The organism is Azospirillum brasilense, from assembly GCF_001315015.1.
Classification (GTDB): domain Bacteria; phylum Pseudomonadota; class Alphaproteobacteria; order Azospirillales; family Azospirillaceae; genus Azospirillum; species Azospirillum brasilense.
On the sequence record NZ_CP012915.1, the window covers coordinates 1,222,941 to 1,247,389 of the forward strand.

At 69.0% G+C, this 24,449-nt stretch carries 24 protein-coding genes; 18 read left to right on the forward strand and 6 right to left on the reverse strand.

Translation table 11 applies throughout. The features are described from left to right. Positions 1–7 precede the first annotated feature (7 nt). The 3 genes from hybB (at position 8) to AMK58_RS19280 (ending at position 3,529) form a co-directional block, all read left to right on the forward strand. Positions 8–1,162 (forward strand): Ni/Fe-hydrogenase cytochrome b subunit, encoded by a 1,155-nt coding sequence (gene hybB, locus AMK58_RS19270; protein ID WP_035678660.1) that lies wholly within the window; start codon positions 8–10, stop codon positions 1,160–1,162. 18 nt (positions 1,163–1,180) lie between these two features. Next, positions 1,181–2,884, forward strand: a complete 1,704-nt coding sequence (locus AMK58_RS19275; protein ID WP_035678657.1) for a nickel-dependent hydrogenase large subunit — start codon at positions 1,181–1,183, stop codon at positions 2,882–2,884. A gap of 153 nt (positions 2,885–3,037) precedes the next feature. Further along, positions 3,038–3,529 (forward strand): HyaD/HybD family hydrogenase maturation endopeptidase, encoded by a 492-nt coding sequence (locus AMK58_RS19280; RefSeq protein ID WP_236778241.1) that lies wholly within the window; start codon positions 3,038–3,040, stop codon positions 3,527–3,529. Positions 3,530–3,554: 25 nt separating this feature from the next. On the opposite strand, the gene AMK58_RS19285 is transcribed toward AMK58_RS19280, so the two are convergent. From AMK58_RS19285 to AMK58_RS19295, 3 genes are all read right to left on the reverse strand, one after another. After that, entirely contained in the window at positions 3,555–4,559 is a 1,005-nt protein-coding gene (locus AMK58_RS19285; protein ID WP_051140589.1) for an MBL fold metallo-hydrolase, read from the reverse strand. 178 nt (positions 4,560–4,737) lie between these two features. Continuing rightward, positions 4,738–5,742: an MBL fold metallo-hydrolase gene (locus tag AMK58_RS19290; RefSeq protein WP_175424481.1), complete on the reverse strand. Its 1,005-nt coding sequence runs from the start codon at positions 5,740–5,742 to the stop codon at positions 4,738–4,740. Positions 5,743–5,939: 197 nt separating this feature from the next. Continuing rightward, complete coding sequence (locus AMK58_RS19295) at positions 5,940–6,542, reverse strand: HupE/UreJ family protein (protein ID WP_035678654.1); 603 nt, start codon at positions 6,540–6,542, stop codon at positions 5,940–5,942. A gap of 204 nt (positions 6,543–6,746) precedes the next feature. Here AMK58_RS19295 and AMK58_RS19300 point away from each other — a divergent pair, with 204 nt between their 5' ends. The 11 genes from AMK58_RS19300 to AMK58_RS19350 all read left to right on the forward strand — a co-directional run bounded on the left by AMK58_RS19300 (position 6,747) and on the right by AMK58_RS19350 (position 17,012). Beyond that, on the forward strand, positions 6,747–7,052 hold the full coding sequence (locus AMK58_RS19300) for a HypC/HybG/HupF family hydrogenase formation chaperone (protein WP_236778242.1): 306 nt from the start codon (positions 6,747–6,749) through the stop codon (positions 7,050–7,052). Next, a complete protein-coding gene (gene hybE / locus AMK58_RS19305; protein WP_051140588.1) occupies positions 7,049–7,750 on the forward strand; it encodes a [NiFe]-hydrogenase assembly chaperone HybE in 702 nt (233 codons plus the stop codon). Before AMK58_RS19300 ends, hybE begins: the two co-directional genes overlap by 4 nt. After that, positions 7,747–8,916 carry a nickel-dependent hydrogenase large subunit gene (locus AMK58_RS19310; protein WP_059399305.1) on the forward strand — a complete coding sequence of 390 codons (1,170 nt, stop codon included), beginning with the start codon at positions 7,747–7,749 and terminating at the stop codon, positions 8,914–8,916. The genes hybE and AMK58_RS19310 overlap by 4 nt, the downstream gene beginning before the upstream one ends. Before the next feature lie 3 nt (positions 8,917–8,919). Beyond that, a complete protein-coding gene (hypA, locus tag AMK58_RS19315; RefSeq protein WP_035678638.1) occupies positions 8,920–9,261 on the forward strand; it encodes a hydrogenase maturation nickel metallochaperone HypA in 342 nt (113 codons plus the stop codon). Next, positions 9,261–10,202: a hydrogenase nickel incorporation protein HypB gene (gene hypB, locus AMK58_RS19320; protein ID WP_035678636.1), complete on the forward strand. Its 942-nt coding sequence runs from the start codon at positions 9,261–9,263 to the stop codon at positions 10,200–10,202. The genes hypA and hypB overlap by 1 nt, the downstream gene beginning before the upstream one ends. Beyond that, positions 10,199–10,810, forward strand: a complete 612-nt coding sequence (locus tag AMK58_RS19325; RefSeq protein WP_051140587.1) for a LysE family translocator — start codon at positions 10,199–10,201, stop codon at positions 10,808–10,810. The genes hypB and AMK58_RS19325 overlap by 4 nt, the downstream gene beginning before the upstream one ends. Then, positions 10,807–13,074: a carbamoyltransferase HypF gene (hypF, locus tag AMK58_RS19330; RefSeq protein WP_059399306.1), complete on the forward strand. Its 2,268-nt coding sequence runs from the start codon at positions 10,807–10,809 to the stop codon at positions 13,072–13,074. Before AMK58_RS19325 ends, hypF begins: the two co-directional genes overlap by 4 nt. Then, a complete protein-coding gene (locus AMK58_RS19335) occupies positions 13,047–13,286 on the forward strand; it encodes a HypC/HybG/HupF family hydrogenase formation chaperone (protein ID WP_035678633.1) in 240 nt (79 codons plus the stop codon). Before hypF ends, AMK58_RS19335 begins: the two co-directional genes overlap by 28 nt. A 16-nt stretch (positions 13,287–13,302) precedes the next feature. Further along, positions 13,303–14,349: a hydrogenase expression/formation protein HypE gene (gene hypE / locus AMK58_RS19340; protein ID WP_035678631.1), complete on the forward strand. Its 1,047-nt coding sequence runs from the start codon at positions 13,303–13,305 to the stop codon at positions 14,347–14,349. 174 nt (positions 14,350–14,523) lie between these two features. After that, on the forward strand, positions 14,524–15,246 hold the full coding sequence (locus AMK58_RS19345) for a sugar transferase (RefSeq protein ID WP_051140586.1): 723 nt from the start codon (positions 14,524–14,526) through the stop codon (positions 15,244–15,246). Positions 15,247–15,563: 317 nt separating this feature from the next. After that, positions 15,564–17,012 (forward strand): S41 family peptidase, encoded by a 1,449-nt coding sequence (locus AMK58_RS19350; protein ID WP_035678629.1) that lies wholly within the window; start codon positions 15,564–15,566, stop codon positions 17,010–17,012. A gap of 191 nt (positions 17,013–17,203) precedes the next feature. On the opposite strand, the gene AMK58_RS19355 is transcribed toward AMK58_RS19350, so the two are convergent. Continuing rightward, complete coding sequence (locus AMK58_RS19355) at positions 17,204–17,782, reverse strand: cold-shock protein (protein ID WP_059399307.1); 579 nt, start codon at positions 17,780–17,782, stop codon at positions 17,204–17,206. A 244-nt stretch (positions 17,783–18,026) separates the two neighbouring features. Beyond that, entirely contained in the window at positions 18,027–18,524 is a 498-nt protein-coding gene (locus AMK58_RS19360) for a YchJ family protein (RefSeq protein WP_059399308.1), read from the reverse strand. A 169-nt stretch (positions 18,525–18,693) separates the two neighbouring features. Here AMK58_RS19360 and AMK58_RS19365 point away from each other — a divergent pair, with 169 nt between their 5' ends. The 4 genes from AMK58_RS19365 (at position 18,694) to AMK58_RS19380 (ending at position 21,834) form a co-directional block, all read left to right on the forward strand. Continuing rightward, a complete protein-coding gene (locus AMK58_RS19365) occupies positions 18,694–19,470 on the forward strand; it encodes a cyclic nucleotide-binding domain-containing protein (protein WP_059399309.1) in 777 nt (258 codons plus the stop codon). After that, on the forward strand, positions 19,467–20,141 hold the full coding sequence (locus AMK58_RS19370) for a ribonuclease HII (RefSeq protein WP_035678617.1): 675 nt from the start codon (positions 19,467–19,469) through the stop codon (positions 20,139–20,141). Before AMK58_RS19365 ends, AMK58_RS19370 begins: the two co-directional genes overlap by 4 nt. Positions 20,142–20,231: 90 nt before the next feature. Then, a complete protein-coding gene (locus AMK58_RS19375) occupies positions 20,232–21,317 on the forward strand; it encodes a site-specific DNA-methyltransferase (protein WP_035678616.1) in 1,086 nt (361 codons plus the stop codon). Positions 21,318–21,450: 133 nt separating this feature from the next. Continuing rightward, complete coding sequence (locus AMK58_RS19380; RefSeq protein ID WP_236778243.1) at positions 21,451–21,834, forward strand: dihydroneopterin aldolase; 384 nt, start codon at positions 21,451–21,453, stop codon at positions 21,832–21,834. A gap of 4 nt (positions 21,835–21,838) precedes the next feature. Here AMK58_RS19380 and AMK58_RS19385 read toward each other — a convergent pair whose 3' ends face one another. Beyond that, complete coding sequence (locus tag AMK58_RS19385) at positions 21,839–24,334, reverse strand: ATP-binding protein (protein ID WP_079285417.1); 2,496 nt, start codon at positions 24,332–24,334, stop codon at positions 21,839–21,841. Positions 24,335–24,449 lie beyond the last annotated feature (115 nt).

Here is a 24,449-nt window from a genome sequence, read left to right on the forward strand (position 1 = left end):
CCACGCCATGTCTTCGCAAGCTCATGAGCATCAACCGCTCGGCGGTAGGGTCCTCACCCTTCCCTTCCTGATCTGCGCCGCGCTGGTCGCCATCGCCGGCGTCATCCTGTTCCAGCGCTACACGCAGGGGCTGGCCGCCGCGTCGAACCTGAACGACGGCTATCCCTGGGGCATCTGGGTCGCCATCGACGTGGTGATCGGCTCGGCCTTCGGCTGCGCCGGCTACGTCATCGCTCTGCTCTGCTACATCCTGAACCGCGGCGAGTACCACCCGCTGGTCCGTCCGGCGGTGTTGGCCAGCCTGTTCGGCTACGGCCTCGCCGGTCTGGCGGTGCTGGTCGATCTCGGCCGCTACTGGAACTTCTACCACATGATGCTGCCGTGGTACGCGCAGCCCAACTCGGTGATGCTGGAGGTCGGCCTGTGCGTGGCGACCTACACGCTGGTGCTGGTGGTGGAGTTCGCCCCGGCCTTCCTGGAGCGCTTCGGCATCGAGGGGCTGCGCGCCAAGCTGAACAAGGTGCTGTGGGTCTTCATCGCGCTGGGCGTCCTGCTTCCGACGATGCACCAGTCGTCGCTCGGCACCATGATGGTCATCGTCGGGCACAAGCTGTCGCCGCTGTGGCAGTCGCAGATGCTGCCGGTCTTCTTCCTGCTGACCGCCATCCTGATGGGCTTCGCCATCGTGGTGTGGGAATCGGTCATGGCCTCGCTGAACTTCCGCCGCCCGATGGAAACGCCGGTGCTGTCGAAGCTGTCGGGCCTGATGCTGGTCGTCGCCTCGCTGTTCGTCGTGCTGCGCTTCGTCGACCTGATCGTGCGCGGCCAGATCGGCCAGATCTTCGGCGGGCCGCAGTCCGGCTGGTTCGTGGCGGAGATGGCGCTGATGATCTCCGGCCTCGCGCTGCTGATCCCCAAGGCCAACCGCAACCGGTCGCGGGCGCTGTTCCTGTCGGCCTCGCTCCTGCTGGCGGCGGGCATCCTCTACCGCCTGAACGTCTATCTCATCGGCTTCACGCCGGCGGTCGGTCCTTGGCACTACTTCCCCTCGGTCAAGGAAATCATGGTCACCGTCGGCGTCTTCGCGCTGGAGATCGCGCTGTATCTCCTCTTCGTGAAGAAGCTGCCCGTCATGCACGCCGTCCATCCCGAGCACGGCTGAGTTTAGGAGAGTTTCATTATGGCTCAGCGAGTTGTTGTAGATCCGGTCACCCGCATCGAGGGTCACCTGCGGGTCGATTGTGAAGTGGACGGCGGCAAGGTCACCAACGCCTGGGCGTCGGGCCAGATGTGGCGCGGCATCGAGCTGATCCTCCAGGGCAAGGACCCGCGCGACGCCTGGGTCTTCGCCCAGCGCATCTGCGGCGTCTGCACCACGGTGCACGCCATCACCTCCGTCCGCGCGGTGGAGAACGCGCTGAAGCTGGAGGTGCCGCTCAACGCCCAGTACATCCGCAACATGATCCAGGGCGCCCACAACGTCCACGATCACATCGTCCATTTCTATCACCTGTCCGCGCTCGACTTCGTGGACATCGTCTCGGCGCTGAAGGCCGACCCGGCGGCGACCGCCAAGCTGGCTCAGTCGATCTCCGGCTGGCCGAAGAACAGCACGCAGGAATTCGCCACCGCGCAGAAGAAGCTGCAGGCCTTCATCAACTCCGGCCAGCTCGGCATCTTCGGCTCGGGCTATTGGGGCCATCCGGCGATGAAGCTGACGCCGGAAGCCAACCTGATGGCGGCGTCCCACTACCTCCAGGCGCTCGACTACCAGCGGCGCATGAACAAGGTGGTGGCGATCCTCGGCTCCAAGACCCCGCACATCCAGAACATGGCGGTCGGCGGCGTCACCAACCCGATCAACATGGACAGCCAGTCCACCCTGACGCTCGAAAAGCTGATGTACATCAAGCAGCTGATCGACGAGGTGGGCGACTTCATCACCCAGGTCTACATCCCCGACGTGGCGGCCATCGGGGCCTTCTACGCCGACTGGACGCAGTACGGCCGCGGCGTGGTGAACTACCTGTCCATCCCGGACATGCCGCTGGACACCAAGGGCACCACCTTCGCCCTGCCCGCCGGCTACATCGACGGCGGCGACCTCACCAAGTTCACCCCGATCAAGGACTTCCACGACCCCTACTTCGAGAAGGGCGTGAAGGAGAGCGTGAAGCATTCCTGGTACCAGGGCGGCAAGGGTCCCCTGCACCCCTATGACGGCGAGACGATCCCGAACTTCACCGACTGGCAGGACGACGGCAAGTACAGCTGGATCAAGTCGCCGACCTTCTACGACAAGCGCGCCCAGGTCGGCCCGCTGGCCAACGTTCTGGGCATGTACGCGTCGGGCCACCAGCGCACGCAGTTCTGGGTCAACGCGGTGCTCGACGCGGTGTCGGGCCATCTCGGCAGCAAGGTCGGCGTCGACGCGCTGCACTCCACCATCGGCCGCCACGCCGCCCGCGCGGTGCGCTGCGTGGTCCTGCACGAGGAGTTGCAGAACCAGTGGAAACTGCTGATGGAGAACATCGCGAAGGGCGACACCAAGACCTTCAACAAGCCGGTGTTCCCGAAGGGCGAGATCCGCGGCTTCGGCTTCCACGAGGCGCCGCGCGGCATGCTCTCGCACTGGGTCGTGATCGAGAACGGCAAGATCAAGAACTACCAGGCGGTCGTGCCGACCACCTGGAACGCCGGCCCGCGCGACGAGGACGGGAACATCTCGGCCTACGAGGCGGCGCTGATCGACAACCCGGTGGCGGTCGCCGACCAGCCGCTGGAGATCATCCGCACCCTGCACAGCTTCGACCCGTGCCTGGCCTGCGCCGTGCACCTGACCGACACGGAAACGAAGTCGCACTATCAGGTGAAGGTCGTTTGATCCAAGCCTTCTGACCGGCCGAAAGCCCCTCTTCCCCGTGGAAGAGGGGCTTTTCGCGTCCCCCAGGCCGGGCGATTGATCCAGTTCACGGCGCCCGGCGCCGGTCCCGTTTCATCCTGCTGTTTCAAAATCTGCGAACGGAGCGCGCGTCCCATGTCCACGCCCATGTCCATCCTCGTCCTCGGCCTCGGCAACATCCTCCTGATGGACGAAGGGGTGGGCGTGCGCGCCATGGAAGCCTTCGACGCCGCCTGGAGCGTGCCCGACCATGTCAGCGTGGTGGACGGCGGCACCTGCGGCATGGACATGCTGGACCTGATCGCCAGCCACAGGCACCTGATTGCCGTTGACGCGGTGAAGACCGGCGCGCCGCCGGCCAGCCTGACCGTGCTGCGCGGCGACGAGGTTCCGGCCTATTTCAAGGGCAAGCTGTCGCCCCACCAGCTCGGCCTCAGCGACCTGCTGGCCTCGCTGCGCCTGCAGGACGAGGCGCCGGAGAGCGTGACGGTGGTCGGCTGCGTGCCGATGGCGCTGGGCACCGGCCTGATGATGTCGCCGGAGATCGAGGCGGTGATCCCGCGGATGGTGACGATGATCGTCGAGGAGCTGGCCCGCCTCGGTGTGACCGCCACGCCCCGAAACTGAGCGTGGCGGCGCTGTTCACCTCACGTCAGCGGTCGGCGCGGATCGGCCCGAACTCCACCGGGACCCAGGCGTAGCCCTTGCCTTCGGTGCGGACATGGCCGATGCCGGGAAAGGGCAGATGGGCGCCGGCCACCCACAGCTTCTGCGCCGCGGCGTCGGCGAAGAGCTTCTTGCGGGACGCGACGGCCTGCTCCTTGTCGGCGTCGAACTCGATGACGACCTCCGGGCGGGCGAACTGCACGGAGTGGCTGTGCACGATGTCGCCCCACATCAGGATGCTGCGCTCCCCCGACGTGAACAGGTAACCGCTGTGCCCCGGCGTGTGGCCATAGGCCGCCACCGACTCAACGCCCGGCACGAGGCTGTCGCCGGGCTGGTAGGGTTTCAGCTTGCCCGCCGCCGCGTAGGGGGCCACCGCCGCGCGGGCCATGGCGAAGAAGGGCTGGCTGTCCGCCGGGGCCTTGGCCGCCACCTCCTCGCTCAGCCAGAAATCGGCGTCGGCCTTGGCGACATGCACCGTGGCGTTGGGGAACAGCATGGCGCCGTCCGGGCGCAGCAGGCCGTTGGCATGGTCCGGGTGCAGGTGGGTCAGCAGAACCGTGTCGACCTGTTCCGGGTTGTAGCCGGCGGCGCGGATGTTGTCGGCGATGAAGCCCAGCGCCGGACCGAAGGCTTTGGCCGTCCCGGTGTCCACCAGGACGAGGTTCGTGCCGGTGTGCACGAGGAAAGCGTTCACCGCCGTCTGGACGCCCGGCGTGTCGGCCAGGAACATGCGGGCGAGCAGGCTCTGGATGTCGTCGGCGCTGGCGCCGCTGAGGATCTTGCGGTCGAGGTCGATGAAGCCGTCATAGAGCGCGGTGACCTCGAAGTCGCCGATGGCCATGCGGTAGAAGCCCGGCGCCTGGGTCCGCTGCTGGCCCGGAACCTCCGCCAGCGCCGGCGCCGCGGGGGCCAGGACGGCACCGGCGGGAAAAGCGATCGCCAAGGCGAGCAGGGCGTTGCGCAGAGAGGCGAAGGTCGGCGGTGTCATCGGCGTGGTTCCCCTTCAGGACGGTCGGCGCCCAGCATGGCCGTCCTGGACGCGCCGGGGAAGTGTCCCGGGAGGAATGCGCCAACCGATTGGAATAATTCTGAGATTTTGTGACTTTTACACACGCGGAAGCGGCTCGGCGGGGGTCCCGCCGAACCATGGCACCGAATCGGGCCGCTCAGCGATCGCTGCGGATCGGGCCGAATTCCACGGGAACCCAGGCGTAGCCGTCCCCTTCGGTGCGGACATGGCCGATGCCGGGGAAGGGCAGATGGGCGCCGCCCACCCACAGCTTCTGCGCAGCCGCCTCGGCCAGCAGCCGTCGGCGCGAGGCGATGGTCTCGTCCTTGTCGACGTCGAACTCGATGACGACCTCCGGACGGGCGAACTGAAGGGCGTGGCTGTGCACGGTGTCTCCCCACAGCAGAATGCTCTGCTCCTTCGAGCGGAACAGGTAGCCGCTGTGCCCCGGTGTATGGCCGTAAGCTGCCACCGACTCCACGCCGGGCAGGAGGCCGTCGCCGGGCTGATAGGGCTTCAGCTTGCCCGCCGCCTCGTAAGGGGCCACCGCCGCGCGGGCCATGGCGAAGAAGGGCTTGAGCGGCGCCGGGGCCTTGGCCACCGCCTCCCCGCCCAGCCAGAAATCGAACTCGGCCTTGGCAACCCGGACCTCGGCGTTGGGAAACAGGATGGTCCCGTCCGGGCGCAGCAGGCCGTTGGCGTGGTCCGGATGCAGGTGGGTCATCAGGACGGTGTCGATCTGATCCGGGCTGTAGCCGGCGGCCCGGATGTTGTCGGCGATGAAGCCGAGCGTCGGCCCCAGCGACTTGGCCGCTCCGGCGTCCACCAGGACCAGATTCGCGCCGGTGTGCACCAGATAGGCGTTCACCGCCGTCTGGATTTCCGGCCGCTCCGCCAGGAACATGCGGTCGAGCAGGCCGATGATGTCCTCGGATTTGGCGCCGACGAAATACTTGCGGTCGCGGTCGATGAAACCGTCGAACAGCGCGGTGATCTCGAATTCGCCGATGGCCATGCGGTAGAAGCCCGGCGCCTGGGTCCGCTGCTGTACCGGCACCTCCGCCAGCGCCGGTGCCGCCGGAAGCAGGGCGGCGCCGACAGGAAGGGCGAGGGCCAGCGCGCGGAGGGCGTTGCGCAGGGTGACAAAGGTTGGCGGCATCATCGGCAACGCACGACTCCTGATTGGAATTCCGCCAAAACCGGCAACCAAATATAGGAGCGGCGGCAAAACAGAGCAGCAGGAGAAGAGCGTATTTTCGTTAAATTTTCCAAAACCCATAAAAAAGGCCCGGCGAACCGCGTCGCCGAGCCTTCCCATGGGAATGGCCGCCCAGCCACCCCCTTTCATTCTTTCGACGATCAGCCCAGCGCGAGCAGCGCCACGCCGGCCAGACCGACCACGGCGCCCGTGCCGCGCAACGCCAGGGCACCCTTGCGGTCCTCGACGAAACGGCGCAGCGACAGGGCGGCGCCGATGCCGGCGCCGTGCAGCAGGGCAGTCGACAGGGCAAAACCCAGGCCGTAGAGCAGCGGCTGCGCCGCCTCCGGCATCTCGGCGCCGTGGGCGTGGCCGTGGAACACGGCGAACAGGGCGACCACACCGGCGGAAGCCAGAAGCGGCAGGCGGGACTGCAGGGCGATCAGGGCGCCCAGAGCGACCACGGACAGGACGATGCCAAGCTCGACTTGCGGCAGATCGATACCGGCCAGACCGAGCAGGCCGCCGCCGATCATCGCGCCGACGAAAGCCGTCGGCAACGCCCACAGGGCCTTGCCGCCACGCTGCGCGGCCCACAGGCCGACGGCGACCATCGCCAGCAGGTGGTCCCAGCCGCCGACCGGGTGCATGAACCCATGGACGAACCCGGCGTCGTGAGCGCCGAAGGTGTGGGCGAGCGCCGCGTTGGGCAGCGCGGCCAGGGCCGCCGCCGCGGTGACCGACGCGAGAGCGAAACGTTTCATCCGTGAAAACCCCTGCTGTATCGTTGAGCGGCGCACGACCGACCCCTACCCCATCGCGCGCGAAGCGGTCGCCACTTTAGCAGAACCGTTCCGATTGGAAATGGCGGAGCGCCATGAAATTACGTCGGACCGCATGTTTGACGCATATCAATGTGCGAATTCAACCCCCGGTCAAGATGCCGCAGTTGAACGGACATCGCCCCGATGAACCGGCCTTCCCCGCGTGAGGGCGCGCGCATGTGTCTCGGCATTCCGATGCAGGTCCTGGAGACCGACGGCTTCACCGCGCGCTGCACCGGCCGCGGCGAGGAGCGGCGCGTCAACGTCATGCTGATCGAGGAGGTGCCGGAAGGCGGCTGGGTCCTCGTCCATCTCGACCGCGCCGTCCGTCCGCTGGAAGTCGATGAGGTGGAGCCGCTGAACCGCGCGCTCGACGCCATCCTGCTGGCCGCGAAGGGGGAGAATGTGGACCACCTGTTCGCCGATCTCATGGAAAAGGCAACAGCATGACCCCCGGCGGCCCCGAGGCGGGCTTCGCCGCCGACGCGCGTCCCACTTGCGGGTCCTGCGGCGTGGTCTACGATCCCACGGCGGGCGATCCGGGACGGGAGGTGCCGCCGGGAACGCCCTTCGGCGGTCTGCCCGACTATTGGCGCTGTCCAGGTTGCGGCGGTCCGCAGCATGGCTTCACCGTCGCGGTGCCGCCCGGCGGCAACGCGATGGGCACGCGCGTCGCCGCCCTGACCGCCAGCTATCGCCTGATCGCGGAGCGCGACATGGCCGGCGTTCCCATCTGCAACGCTGCCCTGGCGGTGGAGGCGCTGGGGTTCCGCCCCCATGGGCCGGGCTGGATCGGCTGCATCACCGCTCCCTGGTTCCTCAATGCCGTGCTGATCCCGCGCGATCCGGCCTTGTGGGCGGATCGGCGCGACGGCGACAAAGTGGAGATCGACCTGCCCTCCGGCGCCTACCGCTTCACCGCGGCGCGGGTGGGCGTTCTGGGAACGCTGGCAGTAATCCCGCTGGCCTCGGCCATGAACGTGTTCACCGATCAGGAGGACGCCCGCGCCGCCGCCGTCCTGGCGCTCGACCATCTGATGCGGGAGCCACAGCCGGCGCCGCAGTCCGATCGGCCGGACGCAAGCAACCGAGAGGCGACCAAGCCCGCCCTGTCCCGCCGTTCCCTTTTCGGAAGGGCGCGCCGATGAGTGGGACGGGCGCCGGGCTGGAAGGCGCCGTGTCGGTGCGGCTGGAAACCGCCTCCGGGCGGATGCGCGCCGTGTCGGTGCAGGTCCGACGTCCGGCTGCCGCCCGCGCGCTGTGCGGACGCACGCCCGACGAGGCGATGCGTCTCGTGCCGCTGCTGTTCAGCCTGTGCGGCACCGCCCAGTCGCTGGCCGCGCTTGAGGCTCTGGAGGATGCGCTCGGTTTCGACGCCCGCCCGCACTCCACCGCCCGCGCCCTGCTGGCCGAGGCGGAAGCCGCGACGAACCACGCGTGGCAGGTTCTGATGGACTGGCCGGCGCGGCAGGGCGAAGCGCCGCAGCCCAGGGAGTTGGCGGGCCTGCGCGCTGCGGCGGCGGCGATCCATCCCGCGCTCTACCCAGCCCGCGACGGACTGCGCCTCGGCGGCGGCTCGCTGCGGCCCGACCGCACCGCCCTAACCGCCGCCATCGCGGCTCTGCGCGAGGGGGTGGAGCGCGCCGTCTTCGCCTCCCCAGCCCCGACCGACGAGGCGGCGTTGGAGCGCTGGGCCGGTGCCGGTGCGACGCCTGCGGCCCGGCTGATGCGCCGCCTCCTGACGCCGGGCATGGCGGGTTTCGGCGCCTGCGGCGTGCCGGCTCTGGAGCCGCATCCGGCCGACTGGTTCGGGGAGCGGCTGTCCGCCGACGCGGCCTTTTCCAAGACCCCCCGACAGGGCGGTGCCCCGGCCCACACCGGCCCGCTGGCCCGCCGGACCGCGCATCCGCTGGTCGCCGCGTTGCTGGCCCGGCACGGCTCCGGCCTCGCCGCTCACGCTGCCGCCCGGCTGGTGGAGTTGGCGGGACTGGCGGAGCGTTTGGCATCCTGGGCGGACCGCCTCGACGACGCCGAACCGGCGCCGAACACCGGCGCCACGCGGCGCGGCGCGGGAAACGGTGTCGTCGAAACGGCCCGCGGTCGCCTTGCGCATTGGCTGCGGCTTGAGGATGGCCGCATCGCGGATTACCGCATAGCAGCACCGACCGAATGGAACTTCGCAGCGGACGGACCGCTGGCTCAGGGCTTGGCCGACGCCTCGGCCGACGGCGCGCTGGCCGAGCGCACGGCTCTGCTGGTGGGGGCGCTCGACCCCTGCGTGGCCCCGGCCATCACGATTCAGGACGAGGACTGACTCATGCACGAGCTGGCGCTCAGCCAAGGCATCATCGACGTGATCCGCGATCAGGCCGCCGCCCAGGGATTCACGACGGTGAAGACGGTGCGGCTGGTCATCGGCACCCTGTCCCATGTCGAACCGGAGGCCATTGCCTTCGGCTTCGATGCGGTCAGCCGCGGCACCATCGCGGAGGGCGCCGTGCTGGACATCGAACGCCCGCCCGGTCAGGCCTTCTGCCTGTCCTGCGAGAAGCCGGTCCCGCTGCCCGAGCGGTCGGCCCCCTGCCCGGAATGCGGCGGCCACCAGCTGATGGTGACCGGCGGCGAGGAAATGCGCGTCAAGGAACTGGAGGTGGAGTGATGTGCACGGTCTGCGGCTGCGCCGAAGGCGAAACGAAAATCGAAGCCGGCCACGCGCACGGCCATCATCATCACCACCATGGTCATGACCATCCTCACGAACATGATCATGACCACCACCATCATCACGACCACAGCCACGAGCATGTCGGCCCGGACGGCAAGGTCTACCGGCACACCCACGGCGACGACCACGGCCATGGGCATGGCCACGGGACCATCGACCTCGGCCGCGGTCCGGCTGGGACGGAGGTTCCGGGCATGTCGCAGACCCGGCTGGTTGCCATCGAACAGGACATCCTCGCCAAGAACGACAGCTTCGCCGCGGTGAACCGCCAGCTGTTCGCGGCAAAGGGCGTGTTCGTGCTGAACCTGATGTCCAGCCCCGGTTCGGGCAAGACGACCCTGCTGACCCGCACTCTGACCGACCTGAAGGGACGCTTCCCGATGGCGGTGATCGAGGGCGATCAGCAGACCTCCTTCGACGCCGACCGCATCCGCGCCACCGGCACGCCGGCCATCCAGGTGAACACCGGAAAGGGCTGTCACCTCGACGCCCAGATGGTCACCCAGGCGGTCGGACGCCTGCCGGTTGCAACGGGCAGCGTGCTGTTCATCGAGAATGTCGGCAATCTCGTCTGCCCGGCCGGTTTCGACCTCGGCGAGGCGCACAAGGTCGTCGTGCTCTCGGTGACGGAGGGGGAGGACAAGCCCCTGAAATACCCGGCGATGTTCGCCGGCGCCGACCTGCTCCTGGTCAACAAGGTCGATCTGCTGCCGCACCTGACCTTCGACGTGGCGCGCATGATCGCCTACGCCCGTCGGTTGAAGCCGACCCTGCGCGTGATCGAGGTTTCCGCAACCGCCGGCCAGGGGCTCGAGGACTGGTACGGCTGGATCGAGGAGGGGCTTGCGACGGCCGTGGCGGGACGCGGCGCATGAGCCCCGCCGATTTCCTTCTGATGGCCGGGGCCTGCCTGTATTTCATGGCCACCCCCGGACCCGGCATCTTCGCCGTGGTCGCCCGCTCCCTCGCCCTGGGATGGCGGCGCAATCTGGGCTTCCTCGCCGGAATGGTGGTGGGAGACCTTGTGCTGCTGGCGCTCGCCCTTGGTGGGCTGGCCGCCGTCGCCCACGCCTTCGAGGAGTTGTTCACGCTGCTGCGCTTCGCCGCCGCCGGTTACCTGATCTGGCTGGGCATCCGCACGTGGCGCGCCCCCGTCACCCTCGGTGGACATCTGCCGGAGGCCGAAGGTGCACAATTGCGGGGCTTCGCGAGCGGGTTGGCCCTGACCCTCTCCAACCCGAAGACCATTCTGTTCTACATGGCCTTTCTCCCGGCCTTCGTGGACCTGACCCGCGTCTCCGCCACCGAGGCCATGCTGATGGCCGGCATCGTGGTGGGCGTGTTGAGCACCGTCCTGCTGACCTACGCCATGGCGGCGTCGCGCACCCGTCATCTGTTCCGCAGCGAGCGGGCCATGAAGGCGCTGAATCAGGGCGCCGGCAGTTTGATGATCGGCGCAGGCGTGGCGGTCGCCGCGCGGTGAAGCGGCTTCGCCTCCGGGTCCGCGGGCAGGTGCAGGGGGTCGGCTTCCGGCCCTTCCTGCATGGGCTGGCGCACCGCCTCGCCTTGACCGGCTGGGTGCTGAACGACGGGGCCGGGGTGCTGGCGGAAGTGCAGGGCGATGCTCTGGAGCGCTTTTTGACGGCGCTCGCGGAAGACGCCCCGCCGTTGGCGCGGATCGACGCGGTCGAAGCGGAGGATTGCCCCATCCGCCGCGACGAGGCGGGTTTCGCCATCCTTGCGTCGCATCACGGCGCAGTGACCACCGGGGTCGCCCCCGACGCTGCCATCTGCCCAGCCTGTCTGGCCGAGCTGTTCGACCCGGCGGACCGGCGCTACCGCTATCCGTTCCTCAATTGCACCCATTGCGGGCCGCGCTTCACCATCACGCGCGCCCTGCCCTACGATCGGCCGCAGACCGCCATGGCGGGCTTTCCGCTCTGCCCGGACTGCTCCGCCGAATATGCCGATCCCACCGACCGCCGCTTCCACGCCCAGCCGACCGCCTGCCCGGCCTGCGGTCCACGACTGTCCCATTCCATCGCGGAGGTGCTGGCCGCGCTGCGTGGCGGACGGATCGTCGCCATCAAGGGGCTGGGCGGCTTCCACCTCGCCTGCGACGCGTTCAACGCGGCGGCGGTGGAGCGGCTGCGCGCGCGCAAGCAGCGCAACGGCAAGCCCTTCGCCCTGATGGTCGCCAACATTGCCTCCACGGAACGGTTCGTGGAGGTCGGAGCGGCGGAACGGGCATTGTTGGAAGGTGTGGTGCGGCCGGTGGTGCTGTTGCGGCGGCGGGACGGCGCCACGACGCTTCCCGATTCCATCGCCCCCGGCCTCGCCTGGTTGGGCGTCATGCTGCCCTACACGCCGATCCATCATCTGCTGTTCCACGAGGCCGCCGGACGCCCGGACGGCACAGCGTGGCTGGAGCGGCCGCAGGACCTCACCCTGGTCATGACCTCCGCCAACCCCGGCGGCGAACCGCTCGCCATCGACAACGACGAAGCCAGGCAACGGCTGCATGGCTTCGCCGACCTGATCGTCGACCATGACCGCGACATCCTGATCCGCGCCGACGACAGCGTGATGCGGGTGGTGGCGGGGGCGCCGGCGCTCCTGCGGCGGGGGCGCGGCCATGCACCGGCGCCCATCCGCCTGCCGCGCTCCGGACCGTCGGTGCTGGCGGTCGGCGGGCATCTGAAGGCCACCGTCTGCCTGACCCGCGGCAACGAAGCTTTCCTCAGCCAGCACATCGGCGACCTCGACAACGCCGCGACTCTAGGTTTTCTCGAGGAGAGCGTCGCCCATCTGCGCCGCATTCTGGCGGTGGAGCCGGTGGCCGTCGCCCACGACCTGCATCCCGATTTCCAGAGCACCCGCTTCGCCGAATCGCTCGGCCTGCCGACGCTGCCAGTGCAGCATCACCATGCCCACATCGCCGCGGTGCTGGCCGAACACGGGGTGGATGGCCCGGCTCTGGGACTGGCGCTGGACGGGTTCGGGCTTGGGGCGGACGGCGGGTCCTGGGGTGGGGAAATGCTGCTGGTAAAGGGCGCCGGCTTCACGCGCCTCGGCCATCTGGCGCCGCTGGCCCAGCCGGGCGGCGACGTGGCGGCGCGTCAGCCCTGGCGCATGGCGGCGGCAGCACTGGCCCGCATGGGGCGCGGCGTGGAGATCACCGGGCGCTTCGCCGCCTGCGGCCCGGCGGACGGCGTGCGTCGAATGATCGAGGGCGGCATCAACGCACCGCCCACCAGTTCCTGCGGGCGCTGGTTCGACGCCGCCTGTGGCCTGCTGGGGGTTCGCGCCGTCGCCGGCTTCGAAGGCGAGGCGCCGATGGCGCTGGAATCGCTGGTCCGCCGCCCCACGGTGCTGAAAGGCGGCTGGCGGATCGAGGGCGGCGTGCTGGACCTCACCCCCCTTCTGGAAAACTTGTTGCAGATCAATGCGCAGGAGGGGGCCGACCGGTTCCATGGCACCCTGGCCGCGGCGCTCGTCGCTTGGGCCATGCCCGAACTGGCGGCGCGCCGTCTCGACCATGTCGCCCTGTCCGGTGGCTGCCTGATGAACGCCGTCCTGGCGGAGGAGCTGAGCGCCTGCTTCGCGGCGCGCGGCGTCACCGCGCTGCTGCCGCGCCAGGCACCGGCCAACGACGGCGGGCTCAGCCTGGGACAGGCCTGGGTCGCCATGCAGAGTTTGCTTGAGGAAGGACCGCCCCCATGTGCCTCGCCGTTCCCGCCCGCGTGATCGAGCTTCTGGAGGACGACCGCGCCACCGTCAGCCTGGGCGGGGTGAAGGTCGCCTGCTCCCTGGCATTGGTCGAGGGGGTGGCGGTGGGCGACTACGTCATCGTGCATGTCGGCTACGCCCTGTCCAAGCTCGACCCGGAGGAGGCGGAGCGCACGCTCGTCCTGCTCGCCGAAACCGGCACCGTGCCGCCCGCCTCGGACGCCGCCTGACTTTGAGGACTCCGACATGACCGACCGCCGTCTCTTCACGCGCAAGCTCGACCTCGCCCGCGGCGCCGTGGACATGAGCCACGGATCGGGCGGCAAGGCCATGGCCCAGCTGGTGCGGGAACTGTTCGCCGCCGCCTTCGCCAACCCCCTGCTCGACCAGGGCAACGATCAGGCGGCCTTCGACCCGCCCGCCGGGCGCATGGTGGTGACGACCGACGGCTTCGTCGTCTCGCCGCTGTTCTTTCCCGGCGGCGACATCGGCTCGCTGGCGGTGCACGGCACGGTGAACGACGTCGCCATGGCCGGGGCGGTGCCGCTTTATCTGACCGCCGGCTTCATCCTGGAGGAAGGCTTTCCCCTGGCCGACCTGAAGCGGCTGGTCGACAGCATGGCGCGCGCCGCGAACGAGGCCGGCGTGTCCATCGTGACCGGCGACACCAAGGTGGTGGAGCGCGGCAAGGGCGACGGCGTCTTCATCACCACCACCGGCATCGGCGTGGTGCCACCCGGCGTCGCCCCGTCCGGCGAGCGGGCGCGGCCCGGCGACGCGATCCTGGTCAGCGGCACCCTGGGCGACCACGGCGTCGCCATCATGTCCACCCGCGAGAATCTGAGTTTCGAGACGGACATCCGGTCGGACAGCGCCGCGCTGCACGGGCTGGTCGCCGGCATGGTCGCGGCGGTGCCGGACGTGCATGTGCTGCGCGACCCGACCCGCGGCGGTCTGGCGACGACGCTGAACGAGATCGCCCACCAGTCGGGAGTCGGCATGCTGCTGCGCGAGGCCGACATCCCGTTGAAGGCGGAGGTCGCCGCGGCCTGCGAACTCCTGGGGCTCGACCCGCTCTACGTCGCCAACGAGGGCAAGCTGATCGCCATCTGCGCAGCCGAGGACGCCGAACGCCTTCTCGCGGCCATGCGCGCCCATCCGCTGGGGGTCGATGCCGCAGTCGTCGGCCGGGTGGTCGAGGATTCGCACCGCTTCGTGCAGATGGAAACGCGCTTCGGCGGCAAGCGCATCGTCGATTGGCTGTCCGGCGAGCAGCTTCCTCGCATCTGCTGAGCCTCCGCTTGCGCTGAAAGGGGCACTCCGTCGGCTTCGCTCGCACCACCCGGCGTACCGCAATGGAACTGCGGCGGATCGGCCCAGCCGGGGGACCCCGGACGCGCCTCACGCGTTGCCTCCCCCGGAAGGCGGTCGTGTTTCCGCCAGCCGAATTGCGAGTACGGGGGATCGATGGGTATTCCGCAGTCCATCCAGTTGGGTGCTGCACCGCTGGAGCCGGCGACGCTCGCCGGCACGGCGTCCGCCGCGGAACTGGTCGCGCGTCTGCCGGCGATGGTACCGCTGCACCGCAACCGGGTGAAACGGGCCTTCGACCTCGTGGGGGCGGTCGGGCTGATTCTGTTCTTCGGACCGCTGATGCTGATCGTCGGGCTCCTCATCACGCTGGACGGCGGCCCCGCGGTGTTCGGCCACCGGCGCATCGGGACGGAGGGCCGCGACTTCACCTGCTGGAAGTTCCGCTCCATGGTCGTCAACGCGCCGGAAGTGTTCGAAACGCTGATCGAATCCGACCCGGAGGCCCGCGCCGAGTGGGAGGCCACGCGCAAGCTGCGCAACGATCCCCGCATCACCTGGATCGGCCGCTTCCTACGCCGCACCAGCCTGGACGAGCTGCCGCAGCTCTTCAACGTCCTGACCGGCGACATGAGTCTGGTCGGTCCGCGCCCCATCGTGCAGGAGGAGGTGGCGCGCTATCACGTCTGCTTCCCCTTCTACACGCGCTGCCGTCCCGGCCTGACCGGGCTGTGGCAGGTCAGCGGCCGCAACGACGTGGACTATGGCCGGCGCGTCCAGCTCGACACCGCCTATCTGCTGGGTTGGAGCTTCTGGGGCGACATCCGCATCCTGCTGCGCACGGTCGGCGTGATGCTCAGCGGAAAAGGTGCCTATTAAGGCGTAGAATCCCCGCGCCGCCGCCCTCCCCCGCCCGGAGAGTGGCGGCGCGGCGGGTGGAGACATATATCCTATCCTGCGCGAGGCGACGGGCCCCGCGGCACCAGGGGGCAGGATTTGAGATTGCCCGGTCAACGTGCTAGGTTGCGGATGGACGACCGGCGGGACCGGCCGGAAGGCCATGTTCCGCTGTACAGACGCACATATGCACCGGCCTCGGGCGTCCGGCAGGCGAAACCCCTGGTACAATAAGGCTTGCAGTCGCGTTGATGGCTTTGATTCCGCCGGCCGGGCCGGTCAGTCAAGAGGGGCGCAGGATGGCGAAACTGCTGGCGGCGCTGTTGCTGCTGATGGTGGCGATGGGACCCGCCTGCGCGGTTGTGCCCGCCTCCCGCGCCGACACCAGCATCGCGCTGGAGCATTACCGGCAGGAGTTCGCGAAGGCCAAGGGCACCTCCGCCCTCCCCTCCCCGGCGGACCGCAACTACCTTCTCTTCTCCGACGTCCTGCGCCGCGTGCTGGCTGAGCATGTGAAGCCGGGCACGCCGCAGGTTCTGGTCGAAAAGGCCGTCGCCGGCCTCCAGAAAAAGAAGAAGGAGGAGCCGGGGGTTACTGACCGGGCTCTGACCGAGGCGGCGTTGGACGCCATGCTGACCTCCCTCGACCCCTATTCGGCCTTCCTCGATTCGGAGCATTTCCGCTACATGCGGGAGCAGACCCAGGGCGAGTTCGGCGGGCTGGGAATCGAGGTGACGATGGACGAGGACAGCGGCCTGATCCGCGTCGTGTCCCCCATCGACGGCTCCCCCGCCGCCCGCGCCGGGCTGCGCACCGGCGATCTGATCGCCCGGATCGACGAGGCCCAGGTCAAGGGCATGAACCTGCGCGACGCGGTGGCCCGCATGCGCGGCCCGGTCGGCACCTCGGTCGCTCTGACCATGCGGCGCAACGGCGGCAACAGCGGGAACGGTGGCCCCGACGCTCCCTTCCGCGTGTCGCTGACCCGCGCGATCGTAAAGATCCAGCCTGTCCGCTACCGGCTGGAGGGCGACGTCGCCTACATCCGCATCGCCGCCTTCAACCAGCAGACTTCCCACGCCTTGGACGAGGCGGTGGAGGAGATGCGCCGGCAGGCTCACGGCCGGCTGGCCGGGGCGGTGCTGGATCTGCGCAACAACCCCGGCGGCCTGCTCGATCAGGCGGTGAACGTCGCCGACCGCTTCCTGGAGGCGGTGGACATCGTGTCGGTGCGCGGCCGTGACCCGGACGAGAACCGCCGCTACACCGGCACGCCGGGCGACCTGCTGGCCGGGCTGCCCATCGTTCTGCTGATCAACAGCGGGTCGGCCTCGGCCTCCGAGATCGTCGCGGGCGCCCTTCAGGACCACAGCCGCGCGCTTCTGTTCGGCACGCGCAGCTACGGCAAGGGCTCGGTGCAAACGATTTCGTCGCTGTCCGGCGACATCGGCATCCGCCTGACCACGGCGCGCTACTTCCGCCCGTCGGGCGGGCTGGTCGACTGCTTCGGCGTGTCGCCGAACCTGGAGATCAAGCCGGCCAACGACAACAGCGAGGAAACGCATCCCGACCCGGCGACCTGCGACCCGCACGCCACCCCGCCGCCGCCGCCTCGCGCCTGGCGGATCGAGGATCTGTGCCCGGATGTGGCCGCCGCCCCGTCGAAGCCCGACGCCGACCGCCCGCTGGATTGCGCCGTCGCCGCCATCCGCACCCGCCTGATGGGCACGCTGATCGGGCGGCCGTAAACCCCACCCCTTTCAACGATGCCTAACAAAAAAGCCCGCCGCTCCAATGGAACGGCGGGCTTTTCTTTGTGCCCCGCGCACCGTTTCAGACCCTATTGGCGGATCGTGACGGTGATGGGAATGGTGCTGCTTCCGCGACCGGACGTGTGGGGATGGGTCCGCCCCGCCCCCTCACACCCGGCTGTTCGACGTCAGACCACTTCGACGCGCTGCGCTTCCGGACCCTTGACGCCCTGGCGGACGGTCACCCGCACCTGCTCGCCGTCGGCGAGCACGTCCAGGCCCGAACGCTCCAGAGCGCGGATGTGGACGAAGATGTCCTTGCCGCCGGTCGACGGGGCGATGAAGCCGAAGCCCTTCGACACGTTGAACCACTTCACGGTGCCGTCGACCGTCTCCTCGGCGCCGCCGGCGCCGCCGCCGTAGCTGCTGCCACCGCCGTAGCCGCCGCCGTAGCTGTCGCCGCGCGGAGCACGCGCCGCCGGGCGCGGGGACTCGCTGGCGGTCGAGGTGTCGACGTCGTGGATGGTGGCGACCTGCGGGCCCTTCGGGCCGCGGGACAGGTCACAGGTGATGGTGGCACCCTCGGGCAGGCTGTCGTGTCCGCAGAACTGCAGAACCGTGGAATGCAGGAAGGCATCCGGCGAGCCGTCTTCGGGCGTGACGAAGCCGAAGCCCTTGGTCGCGTTGAACCACTTGACGGTGGCGCGGATGTTGCGCTGGGTGATCTCGGGAGCGCGGAAGCTGTTGCGCTGCGGACGGTCGAACATACGTGGTCTCATCTGTCGTGATAGGCCATGCCCCAACCGGCGGAACATGGCCCCCCGAAGATGATCCGTTCCGCCGCGCTTTTCAATTGAGATCGCGCGCGTCGGAAAGAAAGATTCGGCCAAAACACGGCCGAAGGCCGCCCGATGGTCACCGGGCGACCAAAAATATCGCAATTGCTGCGAGAATCGGCGGATTCCCGGTCAAGTCCGGGCGCTCCAAGACTGCCCCTTCAAGATTGGGCCGTCAGGCCGCCCCGCAGCACTTCTTGTACTTCTTGCCGCTGCCGCAGGGGCAGGGATCGTTCCGGCCGACCTTGGGGCCACTGCGCGGACGGGCACCCAGCGTGCCGTCCACATAGTACCAGCGGCCGTCCCGCTTGGTGAAACGGCTGGTCTCGTGATGCTTCTGCGGCTTGCCGTTCATGGTGAAGTGGGCGACGAACTCGACCACGCCGTCCTCGTCCTCCGCCCGGCCGGCCTCGGTGGCACGGACTTCCAGGCCGGTCCACTGGCTGTTGGCGGCCCAAGCCTCGATCTCCTTGCGGTCGAAGTCCTCGCGGGTCTCCGGCAGCAGCGTCTCCTGCAGGTAATCGATCCTCCCGCAGGCAAAGGCCGAATAGCGCGACCGCATCAGCGCTTCGGCGGTCGGCGCCGGCGCGGTGCCGTCCAGATAGGGGCCGCAGCAGGCGTCCAGGGGTTTGCCGGAACGGCAGGGGCATTCGGTGGTGGCGATGGTGGTCATGACTTCCGGCCTCTCGATTTGAGGGCGCCATGCATAGCGCAGCCGGCGCCCTCCGCCAAGCGTCACCGCCACCACGATATGGGCCACGGGAAATTCGCCTGAACCGGACCGGCATTCGCGCTAACCTTTACAAAACAGGGGCACCCGGCCCGGAGCGATGGAACCGGCGATGAGCAGAAGCGGACCCGATCTTCCCACGCGGCGCATCGCCGCCGACACCGTGCTGCTCCGCCAGGGCGAGGCCGGGGACTGCGCATGGCTGATCCAGTCGGGCGAGCTGGAGGTTCTGCTGGACGGCCCGGACGGCCCCATCCGCCTGGGCACCGTCGGCGCCAACGCCATAGTCGGGGAGATGGCGCTGCTGGACGACGGGCTGCGCAGCGCCACGGTGCGTGCACTGACCACCGTCGAGGCGGTGGAGCTGTCGCGCGGGACATTCCGCGCGTTGCGCGGCCGCTGCCCGCCGCTGGCCTCCTACCTGCTGGAAAGCCTCGTCGCCGCGATCCGCCGCAGCTACGGCCTGCCCCAGCCCGAGCGGCAGGAGGGCGGCGCCGGCATCCGCTCCTCCGATTCCTTTGCCACGGTGGCGGACCGGCGCATGTTCCGCCTCGGCCACAGCTTCTTCCGCCAGGGGGACGAGGGAACGGCGGCCTACCTGATCCAGTCCGGCTCGGTCGGCGTTCGGCGCGACGGGGCCGACCTCGGCGTGTTGGGGCCGGGGCGTATCTTCGGGGAACTTGCCCTCCTCGCCAACCGCCCCCGCGCCGCCACCGTCGTTGCGCTGGAAGCCACGGTCTGCGAAATCATCCGCAAGGACCAGTTCGCCAAAGCCATCGAGACGATGCCGCCCATCCTGCGCTCGCTGACCCGCATCTACATCGAGCAGCTGTCCGGCGGACGGCTCCTGCCCCGCCACGCCGAACCCGCAAGAACCGACTCCCCATGACCTCCAAGACCACCACCAAAGCCGTCCGCGTCAAAGCCCCCCGCCCGCAACCCGACCTGTCCTTCGAAATCGCGCTGGGCCAGGGGCGGCTGGTCTGCGGAATCGACGAGGTGGGACGCGGCCCGCTCGCCGGCCCGGTGGTCACCGCCGCCGTGGTGCTGCCGGCCGGCGGCCTGCCCGACGCGCTGGCCCGCGCCATCAACGACAGCAAGGCGCTGAGCCTGCGCGCCCGCGAGGCGCTGGAGCCGGAAATCCGCGCCCACGCCCTGGCCGTCGCGCTGGCCGAGGCGTCCGCGGCGGAGATCGATGACCTGAACATCCACAAGGCCACGCTGCTGGCCATGAAGCGCGCCTACGAGGCGCTGCCCGGTGAGGCGCCCGCGGTCGCGCTGATCGATGGGAAGTTCAAGCCCGACCTGTCCTGCCTGATGGAGGCCATCGTCAAGGGCGACGGGCGCAGCCAGTCGATCGCCGCCGCTTCCATCGTTGCCAAGGTGGCGCGCGACCGCGAGATGATCCGGCTGGCGGAGCTTCACCCGCAGTATGGTTGGGACCGCAACGCCGGTTACCCGACGCCGGAGCATCTGGAGGCGCTGCGCCGCCACGGCGTGACGCCCCACCACCGAGTCACTTTTGCACCAGTCCGCGCCCAAATCGAAGGGGCGGGCTGAACGCCGCGATTCCCGGACAAGAAATCAGTTGACGGCGACTCGGCGGCGAATCATTGTCCCAACGACTGATTCGCTGTTTTGGTTTCGTCAATGCTCCCCCTGAACAAAATTCTCGTGGGCGATTGCATCGCCCTCATGAATGAAATGCCGGCTGAATCGGTGGACCTTGTCTTTGCCGATCCGCCTTATAACCTCCAATTGGGGGGCGAACTCTTGCGCCCGAACCACTCCCGTGTCGACGGAGTGGAAGAGGACTGGGATAAGTTCGAGGATTTCGAGACCTACGACCGCTTCACGCGGGATTGGCTCGCCGCGGCCCGCCGCATCCTCAAGCCCGAAGGATCGTTGTGGGTGATCGGCAGCTACCACAACATCTTCCGTGTCGGCGCCACGCTGCAGAATCTGGGCTTCTGGATTCTGAACGACATCGTGTGGCGCAAGACCAACCCGATGCCGAACTTCCGCGGCACGCGCTTCGCCAACGCGCATGAGACCATGATCTGGGCCTCGCGCGAGAAGGACGCCCGCTACCGCTTCAACTACGACGCCATGAAGGCGCTGAACGACGATCTGCAGATGCGCAGCGACTGGCTGCTGCCGATCTGCAACGGCGCGGAGCGCCTGCGCGACGAGGACGGCCGCAAGGCCCACCCGACGCAGAAGCCGGAATCGCTCCTCTACCGCGTCATCCTGTCCTCCTCCCGCCCCGGCGACACGGTGCTGGACCCCTTTTTCGGCACCGGAACCACGGGGGCGGTGGCGAAGCGGCTGGGCCGCAACTGGATCGGGCTGGAGCGCGACCCGACCTACGCCAAGGCCGCCACCGCCCGCATCGCGGCGGTGGAGGAGGCGCCCGACGCCGCCGTCCTCGACACGCCGCCGAAGCGGTCGGCGCCGCGCATTCCCTTCGGCTGGGTGGTGGAGCGTGGCCTGCTGCGCCCCGGCACGTCGCTGTTCGACCTGCGCCGCCGCGTGGTCGCCCGCGTGCGCGCCGACGGCACACTGATCGGGGCCGGCCCGCGCGGCGAGCATCGCGGTTCCATCCATCAGGTGGGCGCCGCCATGGCCGGGCTGCCGGCCTGCAACGGCTGGACCTTCTGGCACTACGAAGACGGCGGCGACCTGCGCCCCATCGACGTGCTGCGCGAGCGCATCCGCTCCGAAGCCTCCGCCTGACGTCCGGCGCCGGGCTTGGGGCTGGGCGGCCGATCGCGCCGCCCCGCTCCCGCAAGTTCGGCATTGGAGCCCCTCATCGAACGCCGCCCGCATGCCTTGGCAGGACGGGGACGGCGTGATAGGCGTGTGCGCCATGAACAAGCTCTTCGCCACCGTCACCGCTCCGGCGCCCCGTTCGGCCCCGACGGCGCTTTCCACCCGTTGCTTCGTGCGCGATCTGGTCATGGATGCGCTGATCGGCGTCTATGCCCACGAACGGATCAAGCCGCAGCGCATCCGCCTGAGCCTCGACCTGGACGTCGCCGCCCCCGGCGTCACCGGCGAGGACATGGCGGCGGTGGTGAAGGGGCTGGTCAGCCAGGGGCACGTCACACTGATCGAAACACTGGCCGAACGGATCGCCGAACGCTGCCTGTCCGACGAGCGGATCGCCAGCGTCAAGGTGCGGGTGGAGAAGCTTGACGTGTTCCCCGATGCCGCCAGCGTCGGCGTCGAAATCGAACGCGCACGGGCCTGACCCGTCAGGCGGGCTCCTTCTTCTCCACCGCGACGCGGCCGGCGGTGACGGCGGGCGGCGCAATGGGTGACGCAGTCAGCGGAAGGTGGATGGTGAAGCGGCAGCCGGCCCCCGGCTGCGACGCCACGGCGATGCGCCCGCCGAGAGTCCCCGTGACGATGTTGTAGACGATGTGCAGACCGAGCCCACTGCCGCCTTCGGCGCGGCGCGTGGTGAAGAAGGGCTCGAAGATGCGCTCGATGTGGTCGGGAGGAATGCCGCGGCCATCGTCGGCGATGTCCAGCACGACGCTCGTCGCGCTGGCGGAGGCCGGACCGTCGGCGCGCACGGTGATGGCGATGGTGCCCGGCATGTCGGGCCGGAAGGCGTGCAGCAGCGCGTTGATGACCAGATTCGACACGACCTGAGACAGGGCGCCGGGGTAGCTGTCCATAAGCAGCCCGTCCGGACAGTCCAGCGTCACCCGATGCCCGGTGCCTTTCATCTGCGGAGCCAAGCTGCCCAGCACGCCGTCCAGATAGCCGCGAAGCTCGAAGGGCCGCCGCACCTCCGACGTCTGGTCCACGGCCACCTGCTTGAAGCTCTGCACCAGCGTGCAGGCGCGTTCCAGGTTGCCCAGGATGATCGAGCCCCCCTCCTCGACCCGGTCCACGAACTCCTCCAGGTCGCGGCGGCGCAGCTGTCCATCCGCGAGGCCGGCCTTGAACTGCCGCGCCTGCTCGCAAAGATGGCTGGCGGCGGTCACGCCGACCCCCACGGGCGTGTTGATCTCATGCGCCACTCCGGCCACCAGCGCCCCCAGCGACGCCAGCTTCTCCGCCTGGACGAGGCTTCTTTGAGTCCGCCGGAGGTCGTGCAGCGCGCGTTCCGCCTTTTCCTTCGCGGCGACCAGCGCTTTTTCGGCGTATTTGCGCGCGGAGATGTCGTGAAGCGCCACGAACAGCGATTCCACGCCGTCGTGATCCATCGCCATCGCCGACAACACGCCCCAAAAGGGACGCCCCTCCGCGGTTCTCAGACGCGTCTCGACATCCGGCCGCCGTCCAGGGCGGAACACACCGTCGGCGAATACCTCCCAATCGGCCGCCACCTCCATGAAATCCGGCACCGTACGCTCCAGCAGAGCGGAACCGGTGATCTCCAGAAGTTCTGCAGCGGAAGCATTGGAGAACAGGATGCGTCCGTCGCCACGCCGCGCGATGACGATGGGAAAAGGCGAGGACAGCAAAATGGCGTTCAGCCGCCCCTCGCTCGCCTGCAAAGCCGCGGTTTGGCGGCGCAGCGTGGTCATCACTCCGGCGAACCGCTCCACCCCCGCGCCGATGCGGTCGAACTCCTCCAGCAAGGCGGGCGGCAGAGCCACCGCCTGCGGGTTTCCCTGCAAGGCGTGCAGCGTGTCGCTGACGCGCAGCACCGGAGCCACCACATGGCGGCGCAGCAGCGCCGTCGCGATGCCCAGCAGCAGGACGGCCGCGGCGACCCCGGCCACCCCGGTCCACAAGCCGCGCCAGCCGTCCGCGACGATGCGGTCCGCCATCAACAGGGTGGTCACGGCGGCGTCGCTGGATAGACTGCCGGCCAGCGTCTTCAGTTGACGATAGGCGAGATCGCCGTCCTGCCGAACCTGGGCCAGCACGGAGAGACGCCCACGCTGCAGGTCGATCACCGCGTGTGCCGCCGTGAACTGGTCCAGGAGGATGGCGAGCCGGTTGGGCTGAGCCGCCGGCCCCGTCCTCATGCTGGAGAGGCTGCCCAGCAGGGCTTGCTGGTTGCGCAGCAGCCCGATGATCTCGCTGTCCACCAGCGCGAGCTGCTCCGCCGTTTCGCTGGCCGCCGCCTGCCCATAGAGCCGGCGCAGATGGTACAGGTTGCTGAGGAAGGCATAATCCTGGACCGCCTTGTCCGGCTCGGCCAGCAGCGCGGTGGCGCCGGCCAGCGCGTCGTCCGCCCCGGCCATCTGTTCGCGGATGCTGGCGGACAGCGCGTCGATCAGGTCGGCGCGATGGTTGCTGCGCCGCACGGCGTCCAGAGCGCGATCGAGCTTGTCCAAAACATCGGCATCGACCACCAGGGCGAATCGACTGGCCAACGCCTCCGCCTCCTCCAGGGCGGCGGCGCGGCGGGTGCGGTCCCGGCTGTTGAGGATCACCTCGGCCAGCCGGCTCAGCTCGGCGGCGGTCAGGGCATCGCGGTGTTGAGCGTCGACACGCGGCACGGTGACGGTGCGTGCCTCCTCCGCAATTCCGACGATGCCGACGAAGGCCGAACCCACCACGGCCGTCAGCACCCCCAACACCAGGACGAGGATGGCGGCGAGCATCATCGCCACAGCTTGCAAACGGGGCTTCCCCCTGGAGCGGTCGGCCACCGCAGCCGTTTGAACGTCGGGAATGAGAGCCGCATCATGGGCGATGGCTTTTCCGCTAACAGCCGCGCCGGCCGCCGCTACGATGTCCGCTACCCCGATGTCGCCCGGCTCCACCGGCCTATGATCGTCCATGCCACCGTTCCAGCGCACCATTCGGGACGCAACGTGCGACGGAAAACACCCCAAGGGGGTTTTCTATCGACATTGTGCACGCAACGGTAAATTAGCCCGACCCGGCGTTGTTCCT